The sequence below is a fragment of the Melaminivora jejuensis genome, assembly GCF_017811175.1.
Taxonomy (GTDB): domain Bacteria; phylum Pseudomonadota; class Gammaproteobacteria; order Burkholderiales; family Burkholderiaceae_C; genus Melaminivora; species Melaminivora jejuensis.
Window position 1 is genome coordinate 1,872,982 of the sequence record NZ_JACWIJ010000002.1, and the last position, 20,701, is coordinate 1,893,682.

19 protein-coding genes are annotated in these 20,701 nt (G+C 67.3%); 9 read left to right on the forward strand and 10 right to left on the reverse strand.

All coding sequences use genetic code 11. From position 1 onward, the window contains the following. Window positions 1-13 precede the first annotated feature (13 nt). The 6 genes from IDM45_RS08910 to IDM45_RS08935 form a co-directional block, all read right to left on the reverse strand. The gene (locus IDM45_RS08910) at window positions 14-898 is read right to left on the reverse strand and encodes a branched-chain amino acid ABC transporter permease (RefSeq protein WP_209422520.1); all 885 of its coding nucleotides are present in this window, start codon (window positions 896-898) and stop codon (window positions 14-16) included. A 64-nt stretch (window positions 899-962) separates the two neighbouring features. Further along, window positions 963-2,156, reverse strand: coding sequence for an ABC transporter substrate-binding protein (locus IDM45_RS08915; protein ID WP_209422521.1), 1,194 nt, complete (start codon window positions 2,154-2,156; stop codon window positions 963-965). Window positions 2,157-2,237: 81 nt separating this feature from the next. Beyond that, complete coding sequence (locus tag IDM45_RS08920; protein ID WP_209422522.1) at window positions 2,238-3,440, reverse strand: ABC transporter substrate-binding protein; 1,203 nt, start codon at window positions 3,438-3,440, stop codon at window positions 2,238-2,240. Between the two features lie 81 nt (window positions 3,441-3,521). Beyond that, window positions 3,522-4,238, reverse strand: a complete 717-nt coding sequence (locus IDM45_RS08925) for an ABC transporter ATP-binding protein (RefSeq protein WP_209422523.1) — start codon at window positions 4,236-4,238, stop codon at window positions 3,522-3,524. Between the two features lies 1 nt (window position 4,239). Then, entirely contained in the window at window positions 4,240-5,010 is a 771-nt protein-coding gene (locus tag IDM45_RS08930) for an ABC transporter ATP-binding protein (RefSeq protein WP_209422524.1), read from the reverse strand. Window positions 5,011-5,249: 239 nt separating this feature from the next. Then, window positions 5,250-6,041 (reverse strand): TOBE domain-containing protein, encoded by a 792-nt coding sequence (locus IDM45_RS08935; RefSeq protein WP_209422525.1) that lies wholly within the window; start codon window positions 6,039-6,041, stop codon window positions 5,250-5,252. A gap of 81 nt (window positions 6,042-6,122) precedes the next feature. Between IDM45_RS08935 and modA the strand changes: the two genes are divergently transcribed. The 6 genes from modA to IDM45_RS08965 all read left to right on the forward strand — a co-directional run bounded on the left by modA (window position 6,123) and on the right by IDM45_RS08965 (window position 12,698). Further along, on the forward strand, window positions 6,123-6,890 hold the full coding sequence (gene modA, locus IDM45_RS08940; RefSeq protein ID WP_209422526.1) for a molybdate ABC transporter substrate-binding protein: 768 nt from the start codon (window positions 6,123-6,125) through the stop codon (window positions 6,888-6,890). A 76-nt stretch (window positions 6,891-6,966) separates the two neighbouring features. After that, a complete protein-coding gene (gene modB / locus IDM45_RS08945) occupies window positions 6,967-7,656 on the forward strand; it encodes a molybdate ABC transporter permease subunit (RefSeq protein ID WP_209422527.1) in 690 nt (229 codons plus the stop codon). Continuing rightward, window positions 7,653-8,759 (forward strand): molybdenum ABC transporter ATP-binding protein, encoded by a 1,107-nt coding sequence (modC, locus tag IDM45_RS08950; protein ID WP_209422528.1) that lies wholly within the window; start codon window positions 7,653-7,655, stop codon window positions 8,757-8,759. The genes modB and modC overlap by 4 nt, the downstream gene beginning before the upstream one ends. Window positions 8,760-8,868: 109 nt before the next feature. After that, the gene (locus tag IDM45_RS08955; RefSeq protein WP_209422529.1) at window positions 8,869-9,987 is read left to right on the forward strand and encodes an ISAs1 family transposase; all 1,119 of its coding nucleotides are present in this window, start codon (window positions 8,869-8,871) and stop codon (window positions 9,985-9,987) included. A 237-nt stretch (window positions 9,988-10,224) separates the two neighbouring features. Then, the gene (locus IDM45_RS08960; RefSeq protein WP_209422530.1) at window positions 10,225-10,851 is read left to right on the forward strand and encodes a TRAP transporter small permease subunit; all 627 of its coding nucleotides are present in this window, start codon (window positions 10,225-10,227) and stop codon (window positions 10,849-10,851) included. A gap of 26 nt (window positions 10,852-10,877) precedes the next feature. Next, window positions 10,878-12,698 carry a TRAP transporter large permease gene (locus IDM45_RS08965; protein ID WP_209422531.1) on the forward strand — a complete coding sequence of 607 codons (1,821 nt, stop codon included), beginning with the start codon at window positions 10,878-10,880 and terminating at the stop codon, window positions 12,696-12,698. Window positions 12,699-12,860: 162 nt separating this feature from the next. On the opposite strand, the gene IDM45_RS08970 is transcribed toward IDM45_RS08965, so the two are convergent. The 4 genes from IDM45_RS08970 to xseB form a co-directional block, all read right to left on the reverse strand. Then, complete coding sequence (locus tag IDM45_RS08970) at window positions 12,861-13,943, reverse strand: TRAP transporter substrate-binding protein (protein ID WP_209422532.1); 1,083 nt, start codon at window positions 13,941-13,943, stop codon at window positions 12,861-12,863. A gap of 152 nt (window positions 13,944-14,095) precedes the next feature. Next, window positions 14,096-15,991: a 1-deoxy-D-xylulose-5-phosphate synthase gene (gene dxs / locus IDM45_RS08975; RefSeq protein ID WP_209422533.1), complete on the reverse strand. Its 1,896-nt coding sequence runs from the start codon at window positions 15,989-15,991 to the stop codon at window positions 14,096-14,098. 68 nt (window positions 15,992-16,059) lie between these two features. Then, entirely contained in the window at window positions 16,060-16,977 is a 918-nt protein-coding gene (locus IDM45_RS08980; RefSeq protein WP_209422534.1) for a polyprenyl synthetase family protein, read from the reverse strand. Next, window positions 16,974-17,216, reverse strand: coding sequence for an exodeoxyribonuclease VII small subunit (gene xseB, locus IDM45_RS08985; RefSeq protein ID WP_209422535.1), 243 nt, complete (start codon window positions 17,214-17,216; stop codon window positions 16,974-16,976). The genes IDM45_RS08980 and xseB overlap by 4 nt, the downstream gene beginning before the upstream one ends. 255 nt (window positions 17,217-17,471) lie before the next feature. On the opposite strand from xseB, the gene IDM45_RS08990 reads away from it, so the two are divergent. From IDM45_RS08990 to IDM45_RS09000, 3 genes are all read left to right on the forward strand, one after another. Further along, on the forward strand, window positions 17,472-18,611 hold the full coding sequence (locus IDM45_RS08990; protein ID WP_209422536.1) for an aromatic ring-hydroxylating oxygenase subunit alpha: 1,140 nt from the start codon (window positions 17,472-17,474) through the stop codon (window positions 18,609-18,611). A 123-nt stretch (window positions 18,612-18,734) separates the two neighbouring features. Beyond that, window positions 18,735-19,631, forward strand: a complete 897-nt coding sequence (locus tag IDM45_RS08995) for a DMT family transporter (protein ID WP_209422537.1) — start codon at window positions 18,735-18,737, stop codon at window positions 19,629-19,631. 99 nt (window positions 19,632-19,730) lie between these two features. Beyond that, window positions 19,731-20,630, forward strand: a complete 900-nt coding sequence (locus IDM45_RS09000) for a sulfurtransferase (protein ID WP_209424063.1) — start codon at window positions 19,731-19,733, stop codon at window positions 20,628-20,630. The last annotated feature ends 71 nt before the right edge of the window (window positions 20,631-20,701 follow it).

Below are 20,701 nucleotides of genomic sequence, written 5' to 3' on the forward strand. Positions count from 1 at the left end.
AACCCCGGCGGCTTCACTTTTCTTTGCCGAACAGGCCGGCGGGGCGGATCAGCAGGACGATGGCCATGATGACGAACACCACGGTGGAGGAGGCCTCGGGGTAGAAGACCTTGGTGAAGCCTTCGACGATGCCCAGGCCCAGGCCGGTCAGGATGGAGCCCATGATGGAGCCCATGCCGCCGATCACCACCACGGCGAAGACCACGATGATGAGGTTCTGCCCCATCAGCGGCGTGACCTGGTAGACCGGCGCGGCCAGCACGCCGGCAAACGCTGCCAGCGCGGCGCCGAAGGCGTAGGTCAGCGTGATCATGACCGGCACGTTGACGCCAAAGGCCTCGACCAGGCGCGGGTTCTCGGTGCCGGCGCGCAGGTAGGCGCCCAGCTTGGTGCGCTCGATGACGTACCAGGTGGCGATGCACACCACGATGGAGGCCACCACCACCCAGGCGCGGTAGTTGGGCAGGATCATGAAGCCCAGGTTGGTGGCGCCCTCCAGCAGCTCGGGTGTGTCATACCCCAGGCCGGAGACGCCGTAGATGGAGCGAAACACCCCCTCGATCAGCAGCGTCAGGCCCAGGGTGAGCAGCAGGCCGTAGAGGTGGTCGAGCTTGTAGATCCAGCGCAGCAGCAGGCGCTCGATCAGCACGCCGAACGCCCCCACCACCAGCGGCGCCAGGATCAGCATCAGCCAGTAGTTGATGCCCAGGTAGTTCATGGCCATCCAGGTGGTCAGCGCCCCCAGCATGAACAGCGCGCCGTGCGCGAAGTTGATCACGTTGAGCAGGCCGAAGATCACGGCCAGCCCCAGGCTGAGGATGGCGTAGAACGAGCCGTTGACCAGCCCCAGCAGGAGCTGGCTCATCAGGGCCGGCATTGAGACACCGAAGATTTCCATGGACAGACGCGGTTGACGCGGGCGGTAGGGGGGGTTTCTGTGGATCAGCAGGCGCGCTGCAGCATCACTTCCACAGGGCGCACTTGGTTTCGGCCTTGGTCGTGAAGACCTCCTCGCCGGGCAGCTTCTTCACGATCTTGTAGTAGTCCCAGGTGCCCTTGGACTCCTTGGGTTCCTTGACCTGCACCAGATACATGTCGTGGATGTAGCTGCCGTCGGCACGCAGGTAGCCCTTGGCGAAGAAGTCGTCCATCTTCATGCCGCGCCAAGTCTCCATGACCTTGTCGGCATCGACGGTGCCGGCGGCCTGCACGGCCTTGAGGTAGTTCATGGTGGCCGAGTAGTCGGCGGCCTGGATCTCGGTCGGGCGGCGGTTGGTCTTTTTCATGTAGGCGTCGGCGAACTTGCGCGAGGCGTCGTCCATGTCCCAGTACCAGCTGGTCACGAACTGCATCCCGGCGGTGTTCTTCAGGCCCAGGCTGTGGATGTCGCTGTAGAAGACCAGCAGCGGCGCGACCTTCATAGTCTTGTCGATGCCGAATTCCTTGGCCGCCTTGATGGTGTTGATGGTGTCGCCGCCGGCATTGGCCAGCGCCAGCACCTGGGCCTTGGAGTTCTGCGCCTGCAGCAGGAAGGACGAGAAGTCCGAGGCGTTGAGCGGGTGGCGCACTGCCTGGGCGACCGTGCCGCCCTTGGCCTTGACGACGTTGGAGGCATCGGCCTCCATGGCGTGGCCGAAGGCGTAGTCGGCCGTCAGGAAGAACCAGCTCTTGCCGCCGCCGTCCACGATGGCCCCGGCTGCGCCCTTGGACAGGGCCACGGTGTCGTAGGCGTAGTGGACGGTGTAGGGCGTGCAGGCCTCGTTGGTCAGCGCCGAGCTGCCCGCGCCGTTGTTGATCATCACGCGCTTTTTCTCGTCGGCCACCTTGGCCAGCGCCAGGGCGGTGCCGGAGTTGGTGCCGCTGAAGATCATGGTCAGGCCCTGGGTGTCGATCCACTCGCGCGCCTTGCTGGCGGCGATGTCGGCCTTGTTCTGGTGATCCACGGTGAGCAGCTCGATGGGCTTGCCCAGCACCTTGCCGCCGAAGTCGTCGATGGCCATCTGGATGGCAGTGGCGCCGCCCTTGCCTTCCAGGTCGGCATACAGGCTGGACATGTCGCTGATGTAGCCGATCCTGACCTTGTCCTGGGCGTGGGCGGTGGTGGCCAGGCCGGCAGCGGCCAGCAGCAGGCCCAGTGTGGTGAGCTTGGTGTTCATGGTGGTGTGTCTCCGGGTTGTTGTTCTTCGCGGGCCTGCCCTGTTGTGGCTGCAGGGCAGGTGGCAGGCATCAGTGCGGCATCACTTCCACAGCGCGCACTTGCTTTCGGCCTTGGTCGTCCAGACCTGGTCGGCGGGCAGCTTGGCCACGACCTTGTAGTAGTCCCAGGCTTGCTTGGATTCCGCCGGCGACTTGACCTGCATCAGGTACATGTCGTGGGCGTAGCGGCCATCCGGGCGGATGCTGCCTTCGGCGTAGAAGTCCTTGATGGGCATGGACTTGAGCTTTTCCATGACCTTGTCGGCATCCAGCGTGCCAGCGGCTTCCACGGCCTTGAGGTAGGTCATGGCGGCCGAGTAGTCGGCGGCCTGGATGTCGGTAGGCATGCGCTTGGTCTTGTCGAAGAACCTCTTGCCGAAGGCGCGGCTTTCGTCGTTCAGGTTCCAGTCCCAGCTGGTGGTCAGCAGCAGGCCTTCGGTGTTCTTCAGGCCCAGGCTGTGTACGTCGGTCACGAAAACCAGCAGGCCGGCCATCTTCATGGTCTTGTTGATGCCGAATTCCTTGGCGGCCTTGATGGCGTTGATGGTGTCGCCGCCGGCGTTGGCCAGGCCCAGGATCTGCGCCTTGGAGCTCTGCGCCTGCAGCAGGAAGGACGAGAAATCCGAGGCGTTGAGCGGATGGCGCACGCTGCCGGCCACCGTGCCGCCGGACTCCTTGACGACCTTGGAGGTATCGGCCTCCAGCGCATGGCCAAAGGCGTAGTCGGCCGTCAGGAAAAACCAGCTTTTGCCGCCGCTCTTGACCACTGCCGCGCCCGTGCCCTTGGCCATGGCCACGGTGTCGTAGGCGTAATGGACGGTGTAGGGGTTGCACTGGTCGTTGGTCAGGGCCGAGGAGCCGGCGCCGATGTTGATATAGACGCGCTTTTTCTCGGCCATGACCTTGGCCGTGGCCAGCGCCGTGGCCGAGTTGGTGCCGCCCAGCAGCATATTCAGGCCCTGGGTGTCGATCCACTCGCGCGCCTTGCTGGCAGCGATGTCGGCCTTGTTCTGGTGGTCGGCGGTGAGCAGTTCGATGGGCTTGCCCAGCACTTTGCCGCCGAAGTCGTCGATGGCCATCTGGATGGCGGTGGCGCCGTTCTTGCCGTCCACGTCGGCATACAGGCTGGACATGTCGGTGATGAAGCCGATCTTTACCTTGTCCTGCGCCTGCGCCTGCACGGCGGCCAGGGACAGCCCGGCAGCAGCCAGGAGGGCGGCAGTGGTCTTGAGGCGGTGTTGCATGGCTTGTCTCTCCTTGTCGTCAAAAAATCGGGATGAAAAAGGGTGGGCCGGGGCCGTATCGCGGCAGTGAGGGCGTGCGCCTCACACACCCAGCAGCTGGTTGAGCACGGGCATTTTTTCCTGCAATTGGGCGGCGGCGAAGTGCTCGACCATGCGGCCATGCTCCATGACGTAGAAGCGGTCGGCCAGCGGTGCGGCAAAGCGGAAGTTCTGCTCGACCATGACCACCGTGTAGCCCTTCTCGCGCAGCGTGGTGATCATGCGCGCCAGTGCCTGCACGATGACCGGCGCCAGGCCCTCGGAGATCTCGTCGAGCAGCAGCAATCGCGCGCCGGTGCGCAGGATGCGCGCCACGGCCAGCATCTGCTGCTCGCCGCCCGACAGCCGCGTGCCCTGGCTGTTCCTGCGCTCGGCCAGGTTGGGGAACATGCTGTAGATCTCGTCGATGCTCATGCCCGGCTGGCCGGTCTTGAGGCTGGGCGGCAGCAGCAGGTTTTCCTCGCACGACAGGCTGGAGAAGATGCCGCGCTCCTCGGGGCAGTAGCCCACGCCCAGGTGGGCGATGCGGTGCGTGGCCAGCTCGATGGTCTCGGTGCCGTGGATGCGCACCGAGCCGCGCCGCGCGCCGGTCAGGCCCATGATGGCGCGCAGCGTCGAGGTGCGCCCGGCGCCGTTGCGCCCCAGCAGCGTCACCACCTCGCCGGGCTGCACCACCATGTCCACGCCGTGCAGCACGTGCGACTCGCCATACCAGGCCTGCAGGCCCTTGATTTCCAGTGCAGGTTGCGTCGTCGCCATGTCAGTGCGCCCCCTGCAGCTGGCCGTCGGTCGTGCCCATGTAGGCCTCCATGACCTGCGGGTTGCTGGAGACTTCGGCGTAGTTGCCCTCGGCCAACACGGCGCCGCGCTGCAGCACGGTGATGCGGTCGGCGATGGTGGAGATGACCTTCATGTTGTGCTCGACCATCAGGATGGTGCGCCCGGCGGAGACTTTCTTGATGAGTTGCGTGACACGATCCACGTCCTCATGGCCCATGCCCTGCGTGGGTTCGTCCAGCAGCATCAGCTCGGGCTCCATGGCCAGCGTGGTGGCGATCTCCAGGGCGCGCTTTCTGCCATAGGGCAGGTTGACGGTGACCTCGTCGGCCAGCTCCTCCAGGCCGACCTCGGCCAGCAGCTCGCGCGCCCGGCCATCGAGCTGGTGCAGGGATTTTTCGCTGCGCCAGAAGTGGTACGACGTGCCCAGGCGGCGCTGCAGGCCCATGCGCACGTTCTCCAGCAGCGTCAGGTTGGGGAACACCGCCGAGATCTGGAACGAGCGGATCACGCCGCGCCGGGCGATCTGCGCCGGCTGCTCGCGCGTGATGTCCGTGCCGTTGAAACGGATGGAGCCCGATGTGGGCTCCAGGAACTTGGTCAGCAGGTTGAAGCACGTCGTCTTGCCTGCGCCATTGGGGCCGATCAGCGCGTGGATCGAGCCCCGGCGCACGGCCAGGCTCACATCGCTCACGGCAGTGAAGCCCTTGAATTCCTTGGTGAGGTGAGAGGTTTCGAGTATGACGTCGCTCATTGCCAACGGGGCGTGTACCGCGCATGAACGCGGCCACGGCCCTGTCTCCATGGATGGGTTGTGTGCGGCGCATCGTAAGGGCGGCCTATTGCCGGCAGCACTGGGAGTAATGCCTATGTAGTTACGCCTACGTGACAACACGACCCCGCCGGGCTGCAGGCTCCCGGGGCTGTTTTCTGGCTGGGCCTTGGGCGGATCGGCCACCACAGCCGGGCGCAACGCCGGCAAGGACAGGCCCCTCAGTGCCCGGCCAGCACCAGCGCCACGGCAGCCTCGTCGACGCTGGCGACCACCTGCGCCCCCCGGCGCAGGCGCGAGCCGGCAGCGGCAAAGCCGACCAGCTGCAGGCCGCCGACGTCCAGCGCCACCTCATCGCCCAGGCTGCCGCGATCCAGGCGCACGGCGCGCCCGGGCCAGTGGTTGGCCGGCAATGGCTGCGGCGCCTGGGCGGCGCGCCGCACCTGCACCGCCGTGGCCTTGCACCAGGCCTGCACCGCCAGCCCGGGGCGCAGTGCCAGCAATTCGCAGCTCTCGCGCGTGATGCGCGACCACAACACCAGGGGTTGCGGCAGCGGGCCGTCGGCGCACAGTTGCACGCGCACGATGGGGCCACTGGCGTGTAGCGCCTGCACGCGGCACGGCCACTGGTTGCGCATACTGGTCTGCACCGACAGGCGCAGCGCCGTGGCCGCCGACGTGCCGCTGCCAGGCTGCAACTGGCTGGCCAGTTGCGTGCGTGCGGCGTGCAGCGCATCGGCGGCAGCCAGCAGCTCATGGGCCGCCTCGGTCAGGTGGGCGCCGCCGCCGCCCACGCCACCGACCACGCGCTCGACCAGCGGCACCCCAGCCAGATTGGTGAGCGTGTCCAGCGCCTGCCAGGCAGCCTTGTAGCTCACGCCCACGCTGCGCGCGGCCTGCGAGATGGAGCCACCGGCGCCGATCTCGCGCAGGATGGCCAGGCGCCGATCTGCCGGGCCGTGGCCCAGGGCGTCGAAGATGGCAGTGCTGGCGCTGGAGTGGGTATCGGTCATGGCCGCCATCATGCCAAGCGGCGCGGCCGAGGCCGGGGGCTATACTGCCGCGCTATTCAAAACAGGAATAACGAGGCTGCCATGTCCGTCCAACTCCCCTCCTCCATGCGCCCGCTGGCGCTGGCCGCCGCCCTGCTGGCCGGCGCTGCTGGTGTCCACGCCGCTGAAGTCAGCGTCGCCGTGGCGGCCAACTTCACCGCGCCCATGCAGAAGATCGCCGCTGCTTTCGAGCACGACACTGGGCATAAGGCGCAACTGGCATTCGGCGCCACGGGCAAGTTCTACGCCCAGATCGCCAACGGCGCGCCGTTCCAGATCCTGCTGGCCGCCGACGACGCCACGCCCAGCAAGCTGGCCCGCGAAGGCCTGGGCGACGGTGCCACGCAGTTCACCTACGCCATCGGCCAACTGGCGCTGTGGAGCCGCCAGGCGGGCTATGTCGATGACCAGGGCGAGGTGCTCAAAAAGATCGACTGGCGCCACATCGCCATCGCCAATCCGCGCCTGGCGCCCTACGGCGCAGCCGCCATGCAAGTGCTGGAGCAGCTCAAGCTGGTGCAACAGGTGCAGCCGCGCGTGGTGCAGGGCGAGAACATCGCACAGACCTGGCAGTTCGCCGCTTCGGGCAATGCCGAGCTGGGCTTTGTCGCGCTGTCGCAGATCATGGAGGATGGCAAACTGCGCGAAGGCTCGGCCTGGCTGGTGCCGGCCAGCCTGCACAGCCCCATCCGCCAGGACGCCATCGCCCTCAAGGGCGCCCAGGGCAACACCGCTGCCGATGCCCTGCTGCAGTACCTGCGCGGCGACAAGGCGCGCGCCATCATCCGCAGCTACGGCTACGGTTTTTGATGATAAATAATGGTTAAATTACCCTCAAACCCTTGTCCAGCAAGCGCTGACAGCTATCATTTTTGATGATTAACCGATGAGCCTGCCCGTGCTGGCGCCCGACGACTGGGCCGCCATCGGCCTGACGCTGCGGCTGGCCAGCATCACCACGCTGGCGCTCTTGCTGCTGGGTACGCCCCTGGCCTGGTGGCTGGCGCATACGCCCTCGCGCTGGCGCGGGCCGGTGGGCGCGGTGGTGGCGCTGCCGCTGGTGCTGCCGCCCACCGTCATCGGCTTTTACCTGCTGCTGCTGCTGGGGCCACGCGGCTGGGGCGGGCAGTTGACCGAGGCGCTGGGCCTGGGCCGGCTGCCCTTCACCTTTGGCGGACTGGTGGTCGGCTCCATCGTCTATTCCCTGCCCTTTGCCGTGCAGCCGCTGCAGCGTGCCTTCGAGGCTGTCGGTCGCCGTCCGCTGGAGGTCGCGGCCTGCCTGGGCGCGGCGCCGCTGGATCGCTTCGTCAGCGTGGCGCTGCCGCTGGCGCTGCCGGGCTTCGTCACCGCCGCCGTGCTCAGTTTTGCCCATACGGTGGGCGAGTTCGGCGTGATCCTGATGCTGGGCGGCAACATCCCGGGCGCAACGCGCGTGGTTTCGGTGCAGATCTACGACCACGTGGAGGCCATGGAATACGCCCGCGCGCACTGGCTGGCCGGCGGCATGGTGCTGTTTTCCTTCGCCGTGCTGGTGCTGCTGCAGTGGCTGCAGCCCCGGGGAGCGCACACGCCATGAGCACCTCTGACACCGATGGCCACGCCGGCGCCATCCAGGCGCGCCTGCGCCTGCAGCGCCCGGGCTTCACGCTGGATGTCGATCTGCAACTGCCGGGCAGCGGCGTGACGGCGCTGTTCGGCCCCTCTGGCTGCGGCAAGACCAGCGTGCTGCGCGCCATCGCCGGGCTGGAGCGCGCCGCTGGCCGGGTGCAGGTCGGCGCCGCACTGTGGCAGGACGACGCCACGCGCCAATGGCTGCCCACGCACCGCCGCCAGCTCGGCTATGTCTTTCAGGAAGCCAGCCTGTTCGCCCATCTCAACGTCCAGCGCAACATCGACTATGGCCGCCGGCGCCTGCCGGCGCAGCGCCGGGGCAGCGTGCCGCTGGAGCACATCATCGGGCTGCTCGGCCTGGAGCCGCTGATGGGGCGGATGCCGCAGGCCCTGTCCGGCGGCGAGCGCCAGCGCGTGGCGATTGCCCGGGCGCTGGCCGCCAGCCCGCGCGTGCTGCTGATGGACGAGCCGCTGGCCGCGCTGGACGGCGCGCGCAAGGCCGAAGTCCTGCCCTATCTGGAGCGGCTGCAGCGCACGCTTGACATTCCCGTGCTCTACGTCAGCCACGCACCCGAGGAAGTGGCGCGCCTGGCCACGCATCTGGTGCTGCTGCAGGACGGGCGGGTACTCGGCCAGGGCACGCCCGCCGAGCTGATGGCCCGGCTCGACCTGCCGCTGGCGCACGGCGACGCCGCCGGCGCGCTGGTACAAGGCCGGGCGCTGGCGTGGGACGCGCGCGACCATCTGCTGAGCGTGGCCTTCGACGGCGGCGTGCTGCACCTGGCCGGCCATCACAGCCGCCCGGCAGGCGAGCCGCTGCGCCTGCGCGTGTTGGCGCGCGACGTCAGCCTGGCACGCAGCGCACCGCAGGGCAGCACCATCCTGAATGCGCTGCCGGCGCGCATCGTGTACATCGCCCCCGACGCCCCTGGGCAGGTGCTGGTGGCCCTGCAGCTTGGCGGCACGCGGCTGCTGGCGCGCATCTCGCAACGCTCGCAGCGCGAACTGGCGCTGGCGCCGGGCGACGCCGTCTTTGCCCAGGTCAAGAGCGTGGCCCTGGTGGATTGAGCGCGGCGCAGCCGGCGCGGCTGTACGCAAAAACCCAGGGCGATCGCATCTAAATTTTGAGCCAATCTTGATGCAAAGTGCAGGCTCCTAAAGCCAACCGGATGCGACCTTGAGCCTGCTGCAACTGCTCCAACAAATTCCCGATCCCCGTGTGCAGCGCACCCGCCGCCATGAGCTCATCGACTTGCTGGCTATCGCCCTGTGCGCTACTGTCGCCGGAGCAGACAACTGGATCGAGACGGTGGAGTTTGCCCAGGCCCACCAGGCCTGGCTGCAACGCTTTTTGCGCCTGCCTTGCGGCATTGCCTCACACGACACCTTCGCGCGGGTCTTTCGCCGCCTAGATCCGCAGGCACTCGAACAGGTCTTGCAGCAATGGCTCCAGGGTATGTCTGCGAGCGCCTCGGGCCATGCGGCCATCGATGGCAAGAGCGTGCGCAGCGCCCACCGCAAGGGCAAGGGTGCGCACCACAGTTTGCATTTGGTCAGCGCCTGGGCATCTGAGCAGCGCTTGCTGCTGGGCCAGCGCAAGGTCGATGGCAAGAGCAACGAGATCACGGCCATTCCTGAGTTGCTCAAGTTGTTGGACATTGGTGGGTGCACCATCACCATCGATGCCATGGGCTGCCAAAAAGCCATTGCCAAGCAAATCGCCGACCAAGGTGCCCACTACGTGCTCAGCCTCAAGGGCAATCAGCGGCACATGTTCAACGTGTGCAAGAAACACTTTGAAAGCGCTGAAGCTGACAGGGGCCAGCAAACGTTCAGTGACTCAGACAAAGGCCACGGGCGCATCGAGACGCGCAAGTACCAGGTGTCGGCACTGCCGCCGGCGCTGCAGCGTGCGGCCCAGCACTGGCCCCAGCTGCAAAGCGTGGTGCGCGTGGTGCGCACGCGCCAACTGCCAGGCCAAGAGCGAGTCAGCGAACAAACGAGCTACTACCTCAGTAGCCTGAGCGCACACACCAGCGCCCAGCAAATGGCGCAATACATCCGGGGGCACTGGAGCGTGGAAAACCAGCTGCACTGGAGCCTGGATGTGGGCATGGGCGACGACAGCGGTCTGAGTCAGAAAGACCACGCTGCGCACAACCAAGCGCTGCTCAGGCGCATGGCCCAGCAGATGCTGCAAGCCGACACCAGCGTGAAGGCCGGACTCAAGGCCAAGCGCAAACGCGCGGGCTGGGACTTGACCTACTTGGAGCGGGTCATGGAGCTATGCATTTAGATGCGATCGCCCTGCGCAAAAACCCTCATTGCTACTCAAAAGATAGCTATCTGCGTTTGCCAGGCATGGGCTGCAGCGCGAAATCACCCAGAAAACGCCCGCTGCGCCAGTCTTTAGAATGGCGCCCGCGTAAAACTTTGTTGGGCGCACGCAGCCACCCCTTGCCTGCCGCCCGTGCGTGTTGACCGCCGCCACCCGCCTACCCCCGCTGCCTACCCGCCGCTTTCCGGAGACACCATGCAGGCTCTACTTGCCCTGTCCAGGGCCATCGACAGGCTGAACGCCTTCGTCGGCAAATATTGCATCTGGCTGATTTTTGCCGCCACCGTCATCAGCGCCGCCAATGCGGTGATCCGCAAACTCTTCAACTACAGCTCCAACGCCTTCCTGGAAGTGCAGTGGTACCTGTATGCCTGGTCGTTCCTGATCGCCGCCGGCTACACGCTGCTGCAGCGCGAGCACGTGCGCATCGACGTGCTCAACAGCCGCCTGTCCAAGCGCACCCAGGTCTGGATCGACATCTTCGGCTTCATCTTCTTCCTCACGCCGGTATGCATCCTGGTGCTGTGGCTGGGCGTGCCCATGCTGATCAGCAAGTTCCAGTCGGGCGAGGTCTCGGGCAACCCCGGCGGGCTGATCCGCTGGCCGGTGTGGGTGGCGCTGCCCGTGGGCTTTGCGCTGCTGATGCTGCAGGGCTGGTCGGAGCTGATCAAGCGCATCGCCTTCCTCAAGGGCCAGGGGCCTGATCCCATGGGCCGACTGTCCGACAAGAGCGACGAGCAGGCGCTGATCGAGGCCTTGCGCCAGCAGGCCGAGCAGGAACGCCAGGCCGCTGCCGGCGCCCCCACTCCTGCCGCCCGCTGAGCGCCGACCGGAGCACCTGAAGCATCATGGAATTTCTCACCTCCAACTTCGCCCCGATCATGTTCGCGGGCCTGGCCCTGTTTCTGATCCTGGGCTTTCCCGTGGCCTTCAGCCTGGGCGCCTGCGGCCTGTTCTTCGGCCTGCTGGGCATAGAGCTGGGCGTTTTCCCCGCCTCCATCCTGGCCTGGCTGCCTGAACGCCTGATCGGCATCATGGCCAACGACACGCTGCTGGCCGTGCCCTTTTTCACGCTGATGGGCCTGATCCTGGAGAGAAGCGGCATGGCCGAGGACTTGCTCGACTCGGTCGGCCAGGTCTTCGGGCCGCTGCGCGGCGGCCTGGCGCTGGCCGTGATCTTCGTCGGCGCGCTGCTGGCCGCCACCACCGGTGTGGTCGCCGCCTCGGTCATCTCGATGGGCCTGATCTCCATGCCCATCATGCTGCGCTACGGCTACAGCCGGCCGCTGACCAGCGGCGTGATCGCCGCCTCGGGCACGCTGTCGCAGATCATCCCGCCGTCGCTGGTGCTGATCATCATGGCCGACCAGCTGGGCAAGAGCGTGGGCGACATGTACAAGGGCGCCTTCACCCCGGCCCTCATCCTGGTGGGCCTGTACGTGCTGTGGGTGGTCTTCCTGGCCATCTTCAAGCCCCAGGCCGTGCCGGCGCTGCCGCCCGAGGCGCGCACGCTGCGCGAGAAAGACGGCAGCGCCGGCTACCCCTCGCTAGCGGCGGTGCTGCTGATCTCGGCGCTGGTGGCCTGGGTGCTGGAGTCGCACATGGCCGACATCCACACCTGGTGGGAGGGCCGCCTGGTGGAGTTCGTGCCGACCGATGAAAAAGTGGTGGTCGCCGCCTGCGGCGGCGCCTTCGTGGCCTGGCTGATCGCCGTGGCCAACCGCGTGCTGCGCCTGGGCCTGCTGTCGCAACTGGCCGAGCGCGTGACCTTCGTGCTGATCCCGCCGCTGCTGCTGATCTTCCTGGTGCTGGGCACTATCTTCCTGGGCGTGGCCTCGCCCACCGAGGGCGGCGCCATGGGCGCGGTGGGCGCGCTAATCATGGCCCTGGCCCGGGGCCGGCTGAACTTCAGGCTGCTCACCCAGGCACTGGCCTCGACCACGCGGCTGGCCTCGTTCGTGATGTTCATCCTGATCGGCGCGACCATGTTCAGCATGGTCTTCCAGGCCGCTGACGGCCCGCGCTGGGTCGAGCACCTGCTGGCCGACCTGCCCGGCGGCCAGGTGGGCTTTCTGATCGTCGTGAACCTGATGATCTTCTTCCTGGCCTTCTTCCTGGATTACTTCGAGTTGTCCTTCATCGTCGTGCCGCTGCTGGCGCCGGTGGCGGAAAAGCTGGGCGTCGATCTGATCTGGTTTGGCGTGCTGCTGGCGGTGAACATGCAGACCTCCTTCCTGCACCCGCCGTTCGGCTTCGCGCTGTTCTTCCTGCGCTCGGTGGCGCCCGAGAAGCCCTATGTCGATCACGTGACCGGCAAGCTCATGGAGCCGGTGACCACCATGCAGATCTATCGTGGCGCGATTCCCTTCCTGATCCTGCAGCTGACCATGGTCGGCATCCTGATCGCCTTCCCCAGCTTGGTCACGGGCAGCCTGGACAAGAAGGTCGAGGTCAACATGGACGCCGTGGGCGCGCAGATGCTCGACAGCCTGAACCAGGACGATGGCGGCTACGGCGCGGACGAGGAGGCTGCACCCGAGTCCGACGCCCCGGCCATGCCCGAGCCGGCGCCCGCCGAGGAGGGTGCAGCCGCCGAGGACGACCCGTTCAAGGCCATTCAAGAGGCCGTGGACGGCGCATCGGCGCCGCAGGAGCCGGCCAGCCAGTGAGGGGGCAGCAGCGCCCGCCCCTCATTTGAGGCAAAAACCAGCGCAAACCCAATACAGGCAAGCGCTGGCAGCTATATAAACGATAGCACTTCCGACAAAAAAACCGCAGCCGAAGCTGCGGTTTTTTATTGCCGGCGCGCAAGGCGCCAAGGCATCAGCGCATCAGATCTTCACGCTGTTCATGTACTGGTTGAACGGGAACTCGGAGAAGCGGTTCCACAGGATCTGGTCGCGCTGGAAGGCACGCATGTCCTGGTGGATCTTCTTGAACTCGGGCGACTTGGCCTCGTGCTCGGCAAAGACTTCCATGCAGGCCTTGAAGCCGGCGTCGTTGACGGCCTTGGGGAAGGCCTTGAGCTGGGTGCCGCTGGCCACCAGGCGCTTGAGCGCCACCGGGTTGAGCGCCATGTACTTGGCCGTGCCGTCGGCGGCCGCCACGGCAGCCGCCGCACGGACGATGGCCTTGTTCTCGGGCGAGAGCTTCTCGAAGGCCTTGTTGTTGATGAAAAACTCCAGGTCGGCGCCGCCTTCCCACCAGCCCGGGTAGTAGTAGTACTTGGCGACCTTGTTGAAGCCGAGCTTCTCGTCGTCGTAGGGGCCGACGAACTCCACGGCGTCCAGCGTGCCCTTTTCCAGCGCCTGGTACAGATCGCCCGCAGGCAGGTTCTGCGCCACCACGCCCAGCTTGGCCATGCCCTCGCCGAACACGCCGCCGCCCATGCGCATCTTCAGGCCCTTGAGGTCTTCGACGGTCTTGATCTCCTTGCGATACCAGCCGCCCATCTGGGTGGTGGTGTTGAGCGCGCTCAGCGTCTGGAAGTTGTACTTGGCGAAGAACTCGTTGAGCAGCTTGCGGCCATTGCCGTAGTCCTTCCAGGCCATGTTCTGCAGCGCGGTCAGGCCAAAGGGCACGGCGCAGCTGAAGGCGAAGATGGGATCCTTGCCGGTGAAGTAGTAGGCGGCGGACAGGGCCATCTCGATGGTGTCCTTCTCCAGCGCATCGACCACGCCAAAGGCCGGCATCAACTCGCCAGCGGCGTGGACGGACACCTCGAACTTGCCGCCCGAGAGTTCCTTGACGGTCTCGGAGAACTTGACGGCAGAGCCAAAAATGGTGTCCAGGGACTTGGGGAAGCTGGCAGCCATGCGCCAGCGCACTGCGGCCTGGGCATGTACCGCAGGTGCGACGCCGGCGGCGAGCACACCGGCCAGGCCGGCGTGCTTGATGATGGAACGACGATCCATGAACCTATCTCCTGTTGGGATGGAAAAAAGGCTGCGGGCGGGATCACGGCCAAGGCCACCGCACGCAGCACAGCGGGAAATTGTAAAAACTGTAGCACCGCCCATCGCTACGGGTTTCCCCTTGGAAAACCGCCAGCAGTGCCAGCAGTGCCTCAGGCCGCCGCCCGGCCCGGCTGCGGCTGCGCCAGCAGATCGGCAAAGCGCTCGCCGATGGAGCGCGCGATGCCCGGCGCATCCAGCCCCTGCAGCGCCAGCAGCCGCGCCGGATCGCCATGCTCGATGAACACGTCGGGCAAGCCCAGTTGCAGCACCGGCAGCGTCAGGCCGGCGGCGTTCAGCGCCTCGCACACGGCACTGCCGGCGCCGCCCAGAACAGCGCCCTCCTCCAGCGTCACCAGCGCCTCGTGGCTGCGCGCGATGCGCAGCAGCAGTTCGGTGTCCAGCGGCTTGGCCCAGCGCATGTTGACCACCGTGGCATCGAGCTGCCCGGCCGCCTCCAGCGCCGGATACAGCAGCGTGCCGAAGGCCAGGATGGCGATGCGCCGGCCTTCGCGGCGCACCTCGCCCCGGCCATAGGGCAGGCCCTCCAGGCTGGCCAGCGGCGTGATGCCCACGCCAGCGCCGCGCGGATAGCGCACGGCCACGGGGTGATCCTGTTCGTAGGCCGTGGTCAGGAGCTGGCGGCATTCGCGCTCGTCCGCCGGGCAGGCCAGGGCCATGTTGGGGATGCAGCGGATGAAGGCGATGTCATACGCCCCGGCGTGCGTGGCGCCGTCGGCGCCGACCAGGCCGGCGCGATCGAGCGCAAAGACCACCGGCAGGTTTTGCAGCGCCACGTCGTGGATCAGCTGGTCGTAGGCCCGCTGCAGGAAAGTGGAATAGATCGCCACCACGGGCTTGACGCCCTCGCAGGCCATGCCGGCGGCAAAAGTGACGGCGTGCTGCTCGGCAATGCCCACGTCGTGGTAGCGCGTGGGGAAGCGTTTTTCGAACTCCACCATGCCCGAGCCTTCGCGCATGGCCGGCGTGATGCCGACCAGGCGCTCATCGTGCGCCGCCATGTCGCACAGCCACTGGCCAAAGACCTGGGTGAAGGTCGGCTTCGGGGGCGTGGCCGGCTTGACCAGGCCGATCTTGGGGTCGAACTTGCCCGGGCCGTGGTAGGCCACCGGATCGGCCTCGGCCAGCTTGTAGCCCTGGCCTTTCTTGGTCACCACGTGCAAGAACTGCGGGCCTTGCAATTCGCGGATGTTCTCCAGTGTGGGGATGAGCGAGTCCAGGTCGTGCCCGTCGATGGGGCCGATGTAGTTGAAGCCGAACTGCTCGAACATGGTGGCCGGCACCACCATGCCCTTGGCCTGCTGCTCCAGGCGCTTGGCCAGCTCCAGCAGCGGCGGCACGTTCTTGAGCACGTTCTTGCCCACGTCGCGCGCGCGGCTGTAGATATTGCCGCTCATGAGCTGCGCCAGATAGCGGTTCAGCGCGCCCACCGGCGGACTGATGCTCATGTCGTTGTCATTGAGCACGACCAGCAGGTTGGCGTCGGCCACGCCGGCGTTGTTCAGCGCCTCGAAGGCCATGCCGGCGGTCATGGCGCCGTCGCCGATGATGGCCACGCAGTGGCGCTGCTGGCCCTGCTGGCGCGCGGCCAGCGCCATCCCGAGGGCGGCGGAGATGCTGGTCGAGGAGTGCGCCGTGCCAAAGGTGTCGTATTCGCTCTCGCTGCGCTGCGGAAAGCCCGACAGGCCGCCGAGCTGGCGCAGGCTGCCCATGCGGCCCCGCCGGCCTGTCAGGATCTTGTGCGGGTAGGTCTGGTGGCCCACGTCCCAGACCAGGCGGTCTTCGGGCGTGCTGAACACGGCGTGCAGGGCGATGGTGAGTTCGACCGTGCCCAGGTTGGACGACAGGTGGCCGCCGGTTCTGGACACGCTCTCCAGCACGAAGGCGCGCAGCTCGCCGGCCAGGGCTTTGAGCTCGGCACGGGGCAGGCGGCGCAGGTCGGCCGGGTCATGGATGCGTTCGAGCAGCGGGTAGGTCGTGGCGGACATAAGCTATCTTTTCCGTAGCTGGCGACGCTTGTCCAGCAAGCGCCAGAGGGGTATTTGACCCCAGAGTATCAATGGGTGCGCCGCACCACCATGTCGGCCAGGGCCGCCAGTGCGTGCGTATCGGCCAGGCCGCTGGCGACCAGCCGGGCCTGGGCCTGGGCCAGCAGGTCGTCGGCGTGGGCGCGCGCGCCCTGCAGGCCCATGAGCGAGACATAGGTCGGCTTGTCCTGCGCGGCATCCTTGCCGGCAGTCTTGCCCAGGGTGGCCGAGTCCTGCGTCACGTCCAGTACATCATCGACCACCTGGAAGGCCAGGCCGATGGCAGCGCCGTACTCGCTCAGCGCCTGGCAGGCGGCGGGCGATGCCTGCCCACAGGCTGCACCCATGAGCACGCTGGCCTGCAGGAGCGCGCCGGTCTTGAGGGCGTGCATGTGGCGCAGCTCGCCCTCGGCCAACTGGCAGCCCACGTGGGCCAGGTCGATGGCCTGCCCGCCGGCCATGCCCTGGCTGCCGGCGGCGCGCGCCAGCAGGCGGCACAGCCGCGCCTGCATGGCCTCGTCCACGCCGTCCTCGGGCGTCAGCAGCTCGAAGGCCAGCGCCTGCAGCGCATCGCCGGCCAGCAGCGCCTGGGCCTGGCCGAACTGCACGTGGACGGTGGGCTTGCCCCGGCGCAGCACGTCGTTGTCCATGCACGGCATGTCGTCGTGTACCAGCGAGTAGGCATGGATCAGTTCGACGGCGCAGGCAGCGCGCAGCGCTGCTGCCGGCTGCCCCTCCACGGCCTCGCAGGCGGCCAGCACCAGCAGCGGGCGCAGCCGCTTGCCGCCGCCCTGCACGGCATAGCGCATGGCCAGCCCCAGGCCGGCCGGGCCGTCGTCAGCCAGGGCCGCGTCCAGCGCTGCCTCGACGCGCGCCAGCTGCGCCTGCATCCAGGTCGCCAGGGCAAAGGGGACGGTGCTGGCGCGGCTGTCGGAGACGGCGCTCATGCGTCGTTCCACGGCTGCAGCACGCCATCGTCGAGCAGCTGGATCTGCTCCTGCACGGCGGCCAGGCGGGTGCGGCAGAACTCCAGCAGCGTGGCGCCGCGCTGGTAGCCGGCGAGCAGCTGGTCGAGCGGCAACTGGCCGGATTCGATGCGGGCGACGAGCTGTTCGAGCTCCTGCAGCGCGGCTTCGTAGCTGGCGGGTTCGGGGGGGAGTTTGAGAGCGACAGGAGCCTTGGGCATGGCAAACGGATGGGCGGCGCCGGACGCGCAAGTGGAAAGCGGGGGATTTTAGGCCGCACGCCTGGCGCTGCACCCGGGGCGCTGCAGCAGGCCGGATACACGTGTGGCCCCTCCGGAAATAACCCCAACTTCTATAATCCCATTCCCTCATCAGACCGGCTCGCGGGTATCGCTCCAGGCCGGTTTCTTTTTTCCCGGGCGCCGCGCGCGCACCCTCCCACCCTCCCTGTGGGGAGTCTTTAGGTCAGGTCACCCATGTCTGATTTAAGTCTTCAACTGCAGCAAGCCACGAGCCAACTTCCAGTTTCCAGCTACTTCGACGCGGCGCTGCTGGCGCGCGAGCAGGAGCTGTTGTTTCGCGCCGGGCCGCGCTACGTCGGCCACCAGCTGGCCGTGCCCGAGCCGGGCGACTACCACGCCCTGCCCCAGGAGCAGGAGGGCCGCGCCCTGGTGCGCAATGCGCAAGGCGGCATCGAGCTGCTGTCCAACGTCTGCCGCCACCGCCAGGCCATCATGCTGCGCGGCCGGGGCAACCTGGGCGCGCAGGGCAAGGGCCACGCCGGCGGCAACATTGTCTGCCCCATCCACCGCTGGACGTATTCGGACAAGGGCGAGCTGCTGGGCGCGCCGCACTTCCAGCACGACCCCTGCCTGCACCTGAACAACTACGGCCTGCGCCAGTGGAACGGCCTTTTGTTCGAGGACAACGGCCGCGACATCGCCGCCGACCTGGCCGGCATGGGGCCGGCGCACGAGCTGTCGTTCGAGGGCTACGCGCTCGATCACGTCGAGCTGCACGAGTGCCACTACAACTGGAAGACCTTCATCGAGGTCTATCTGGAGGACTACCACGTCGGCCCCTTCCACCCCGGCCTGGGCAACTTCGTGACCTGCGACGACCTGACATGGGAGTTCGGACGCGAGTTCTCCGTGCAGACCGTGGGCGTGGCGCCGACCTTTGCCAAGCCCGGCTCGGACATCTACAAGCAGTGGCACGACGTGCTCTTGCGCTACCAGGGCGGCCAGCTGCCGCAGCGCGGCGCCATCTGGCTGACCTACTACCCGCACATCATGGTCGAGTGGTATCCGCATGTGCTCACCGTGTCCACGCTGCACCCCATGGGCGTGGACAGGACGCTGAACCTGGTCGAGTTCTACTACCCCGAGGAGATCGTGGCCTTCGAGCGCGACTTCGTCGAGGCCCAGCGCGCGGCCTACATGGAAACAGCCATCGAGGACGACGAGATCGCCGAGCGCATGGACGCCGGGCGCCAGGCCCTGATGCAGCGTGGCGACAACGAGGCCGGCCCGTATCAAAGCCCGATGGAAGACGGTATGCAGCACTTCCACGAGTGGTACCGGGGCAAGATGGGCCAGGCGCTGGCCGCAGGCTGACCCCGGCAGCGGCAGGAGCCGGCGCCACCCGCCTGGCCAGGCCACATTCACTATTGAAATAATAGCTGTCAGCGCTTGCCAGGTAAGCGTTTCCAGCTGTTTTCATTCATATTTTCAGGTTTCATGCAAGCCCTGTGGATGGTTCTGGCCGCGTTCCTGTTTGCCAGCATGGGGGTCTGCGTGAAGATCGCCTCGCAGTGGTTTTCCGCCGCTGAACTGGTGTTTTATCGCGGCCTGATCGGCATGGGGCTGCTGGCCCTGCTGGCGCGGCGCCAGAGCGTGCGCCTGGGCACCGCCTACCCGGGGATGCACGCCTGGCGCAGCCTGGTCGGCGTGGTGGCGCTGGGGGCCTGGTTCTACGCCATCGCCCATCTGCCGCTGGCCTCGGCCATCACGCTGAACTACATGAGCAGCGTGTGGATTGCCGCTTTCGTCATGGGCGGAGCGCTGCTGGCCTGGCGGCCCTCGCCGCAGACGCCGCGCCCGCCGCTGCAGGTGCCGCTGGTGCTCACCGTGCTGGCCGGCTTTGCCGGTGTGCTGCTGATGCTGCGCCCCAGCGTGGGCGATGGCCAGGGCTTTGCCGGCACCGTGGGGCTGCTGTCGGGCTTTTGCGCGGCCATGGCCTACATGCAGGTCTCGGCGCTGTCGCGCCTGGGCGAGCCGGAGGCGCGCACGGTGTTTTATTTCGCACTTGGCTCGGCGGTTGCCGGTGGCGCGGCGATGCTGGTGGCCGGCGCATCGCCCTGGCCAGGCTGGCCGGCGCTGTGGCTGCTGCCGCTGGGCCTGCTGGCCGCCGGCGGGCAGCTGTGCATGACCCTGGCCTATGCCCGCGCCACCACGGCGCGCAGCACGCTGGTGGTGGCCAATTTGCAGTACTCGGGCATCATTTTCGCCAGCCTCTACGGCGTGCTGCTGTTCGGCGACGCGCTGCCGCTGCTGGCCTGGGCCGGCATGGCGCTGATCGTCGCCAGCGGCATCGCCGCCACCGCGCTGCGGGCGCGTGGCGCGGCAACCAACTGAGGCAGGCAGAAGCCGTACACGCGGCGCGCGCCGACGCGCAATGCTGGCGCAGCACAGCCACAATCAGGCTCCTTTTTTGCTCCCATGTCTGCGCCGACCATGCCCTACACCCTGCTGATCTCCGTCCCTGAACTGCAAGAGCTGCTGCACACGCATCAGCGGCTGATGGTGTTCGACTGCAGCTTCGACCTGGCCACGCCCTCGCGCGGCCTGGCCGTGTACCAGCACGAGCACATCCCCGGAGCCGTCCACGCCGACCTGGATCTGAACCTGAGCGCCCGCCACGGTGCACCTGGCCCGGGCGGCGTGCTGGTGGCCGGCGCGGCCGATTCGCCCTGCTCGGGCGGACGCCACCCGCTGCCCAACCGCGAGCGCTTTGCCATGTGGCTGTCGGCCATCGGCCTGGCCAACGACATGCAAGCCGTGGTGTATGACAGGAATGGCGGCAACTACTGTGGCCGGCTGTGGTGGATGCTCAAGTGGCTGGGGCACGACGCCGTGGCCGTGCTCGACGGCGGCCTGCAGGCCTGGCAGGCGGCAGGCGGCGCGCTGGCCAGCGGCGACGAGCCGGGGCACTTCCAGACCAATTTCGAGATCCGCGAGCCACTGCGTCGGCTGGTCGATGCCCAGCAGGTGTGGCAGCGCCTGCACCAGCCCGGCCAGACGGTGCTGGACGCCCGCGCCGCGCCACGCTACCGGGGCGAGATCGAACCGCTCGACCCCGTGGCCGGGCACATCCCCGGCGCGCTGAACCGCCCGTTCAGCGACAACCTGGGCGCCGATGGCCGCTTCAAGCCGGCGGCGCAACTGCGCGCCGAGTTCGAGCAACTGCTGGCCGGGCGCGATCCGGCCAGCGTGGTACACCAGTGCGGCAGCGGCGTGAGCGCCATCCCCAACCTGCTGGCCATGGAGATTGCCGGCTACCCGCCTACCGCCCTGTACGCGGGCAGCTGGAGCGACTGGTGCAGCGATCCGGCGCGGCCAGTCGAGCGGGGTTGAGGCAGCGCCCTTGTCGCTACCCTCATCCCCTCCCTCTCCCGCAGGCGGGCGGGAGAGGGAGATAGAGATAG

What these genes read in the sequence shown, in the direction of transcription:
- IDM45_RS08910 (WP_209422520.1), bottom strand. Translation starts at nt 898, where the DNA reads ATGGAAATCTTCGGTGTCTCAATGCCGGCCCTGATGAGCCAGCTCCTG.
- IDM45_RS08915 (WP_209422521.1), bottom strand. Translation starts at nt 2,156, where the DNA reads ATGAACACCAAGCTCACCACACTGGGCCTGCTGCTGGCCGCTGCCGGC.
- IDM45_RS08920 (WP_209422522.1), bottom strand. Translation starts at nt 3,440, where the DNA reads ATGCAACACCGCCTCAAGACCACTGCCGCCCTCCTGGCTGCTGCCGGG.
- IDM45_RS08925 (WP_209422523.1), bottom strand. Translation starts at nt 4,238, where the DNA reads ATGGCGACGACGCAACCTGCACTGGAAATCAAGGGCCTGCAGGCCTGG.
- IDM45_RS08930 (WP_209422524.1), bottom strand. Translation starts at nt 5,010, where the DNA reads ATGAGCGACGTCATACTCGAAACCTCTCACCTCACCAAGGAATTCAAG.
- IDM45_RS08935 (WP_209422525.1), bottom strand. Translation starts at nt 6,041, where the DNA reads ATGACCGATACCCACTCCAGCGCCAGCACTGCCATCTTCGACGCCCTG.
- modA (WP_209422526.1), top strand. Translation starts at nt 6,123, where the DNA reads ATGTCCGTCCAACTCCCCTCCTCCATGCGCCCGCTGGCGCTGGCCGCC.
- modB (WP_209422527.1), top strand. Translation starts at nt 6,967, where the DNA reads ATGAGCCTGCCCGTGCTGGCGCCCGACGACTGGGCCGCCATCGGCCTG.
- modC (WP_209422528.1), top strand. Translation starts at nt 7,653, where the DNA reads ATGAGCACCTCTGACACCGATGGCCACGCCGGCGCCATCCAGGCGCGC.
- IDM45_RS08960 (WP_209422530.1), top strand. Translation starts at nt 10,225, where the DNA reads ATGCAGGCTCTACTTGCCCTGTCCAGGGCCATCGACAGGCTGAACGCC.
- IDM45_RS08965 (WP_209422531.1), top strand. Translation starts at nt 10,878, where the DNA reads ATGGAATTTCTCACCTCCAACTTCGCCCCGATCATGTTCGCGGGCCTG.
- IDM45_RS08970 (WP_209422532.1), bottom strand. Translation starts at nt 13,943, where the DNA reads ATGGATCGTCGTTCCATCATCAAGCACGCCGGCCTGGCCGGTGTGCTC.
- dxs (WP_209422533.1), bottom strand. Translation starts at nt 15,991, where the DNA reads ATGTCCGCCACGACCTACCCGCTGCTCGAACGCATCCATGACCCGGCC.
- IDM45_RS08980 (WP_209422534.1), bottom strand. Translation starts at nt 16,977, where the DNA reads ATGAGCGCCGTCTCCGACAGCCGCGCCAGCACCGTCCCCTTTGCCCTG.
- xseB (WP_209422535.1), bottom strand. Translation starts at nt 17,216, where the DNA reads ATGCCCAAGGCTCCTGTCGCTCTCAAACTCCCCCCCGAACCCGCCAGC.
- IDM45_RS08990 (WP_209422536.1), top strand. Translation starts at nt 17,472, where the DNA reads ATGTCTGATTTAAGTCTTCAACTGCAGCAAGCCACGAGCCAACTTCCA.
- IDM45_RS08995 (WP_209422537.1), top strand. Translation starts at nt 18,735, where the DNA reads ATGCAAGCCCTGTGGATGGTTCTGGCCGCGTTCCTGTTTGCCAGCATG.
- IDM45_RS09000 (WP_209424063.1), top strand. Translation starts at nt 19,731, where the DNA reads ATGCCCTACACCCTGCTGATCTCCGTCCCTGAACTGCAAGAGCTGCTG.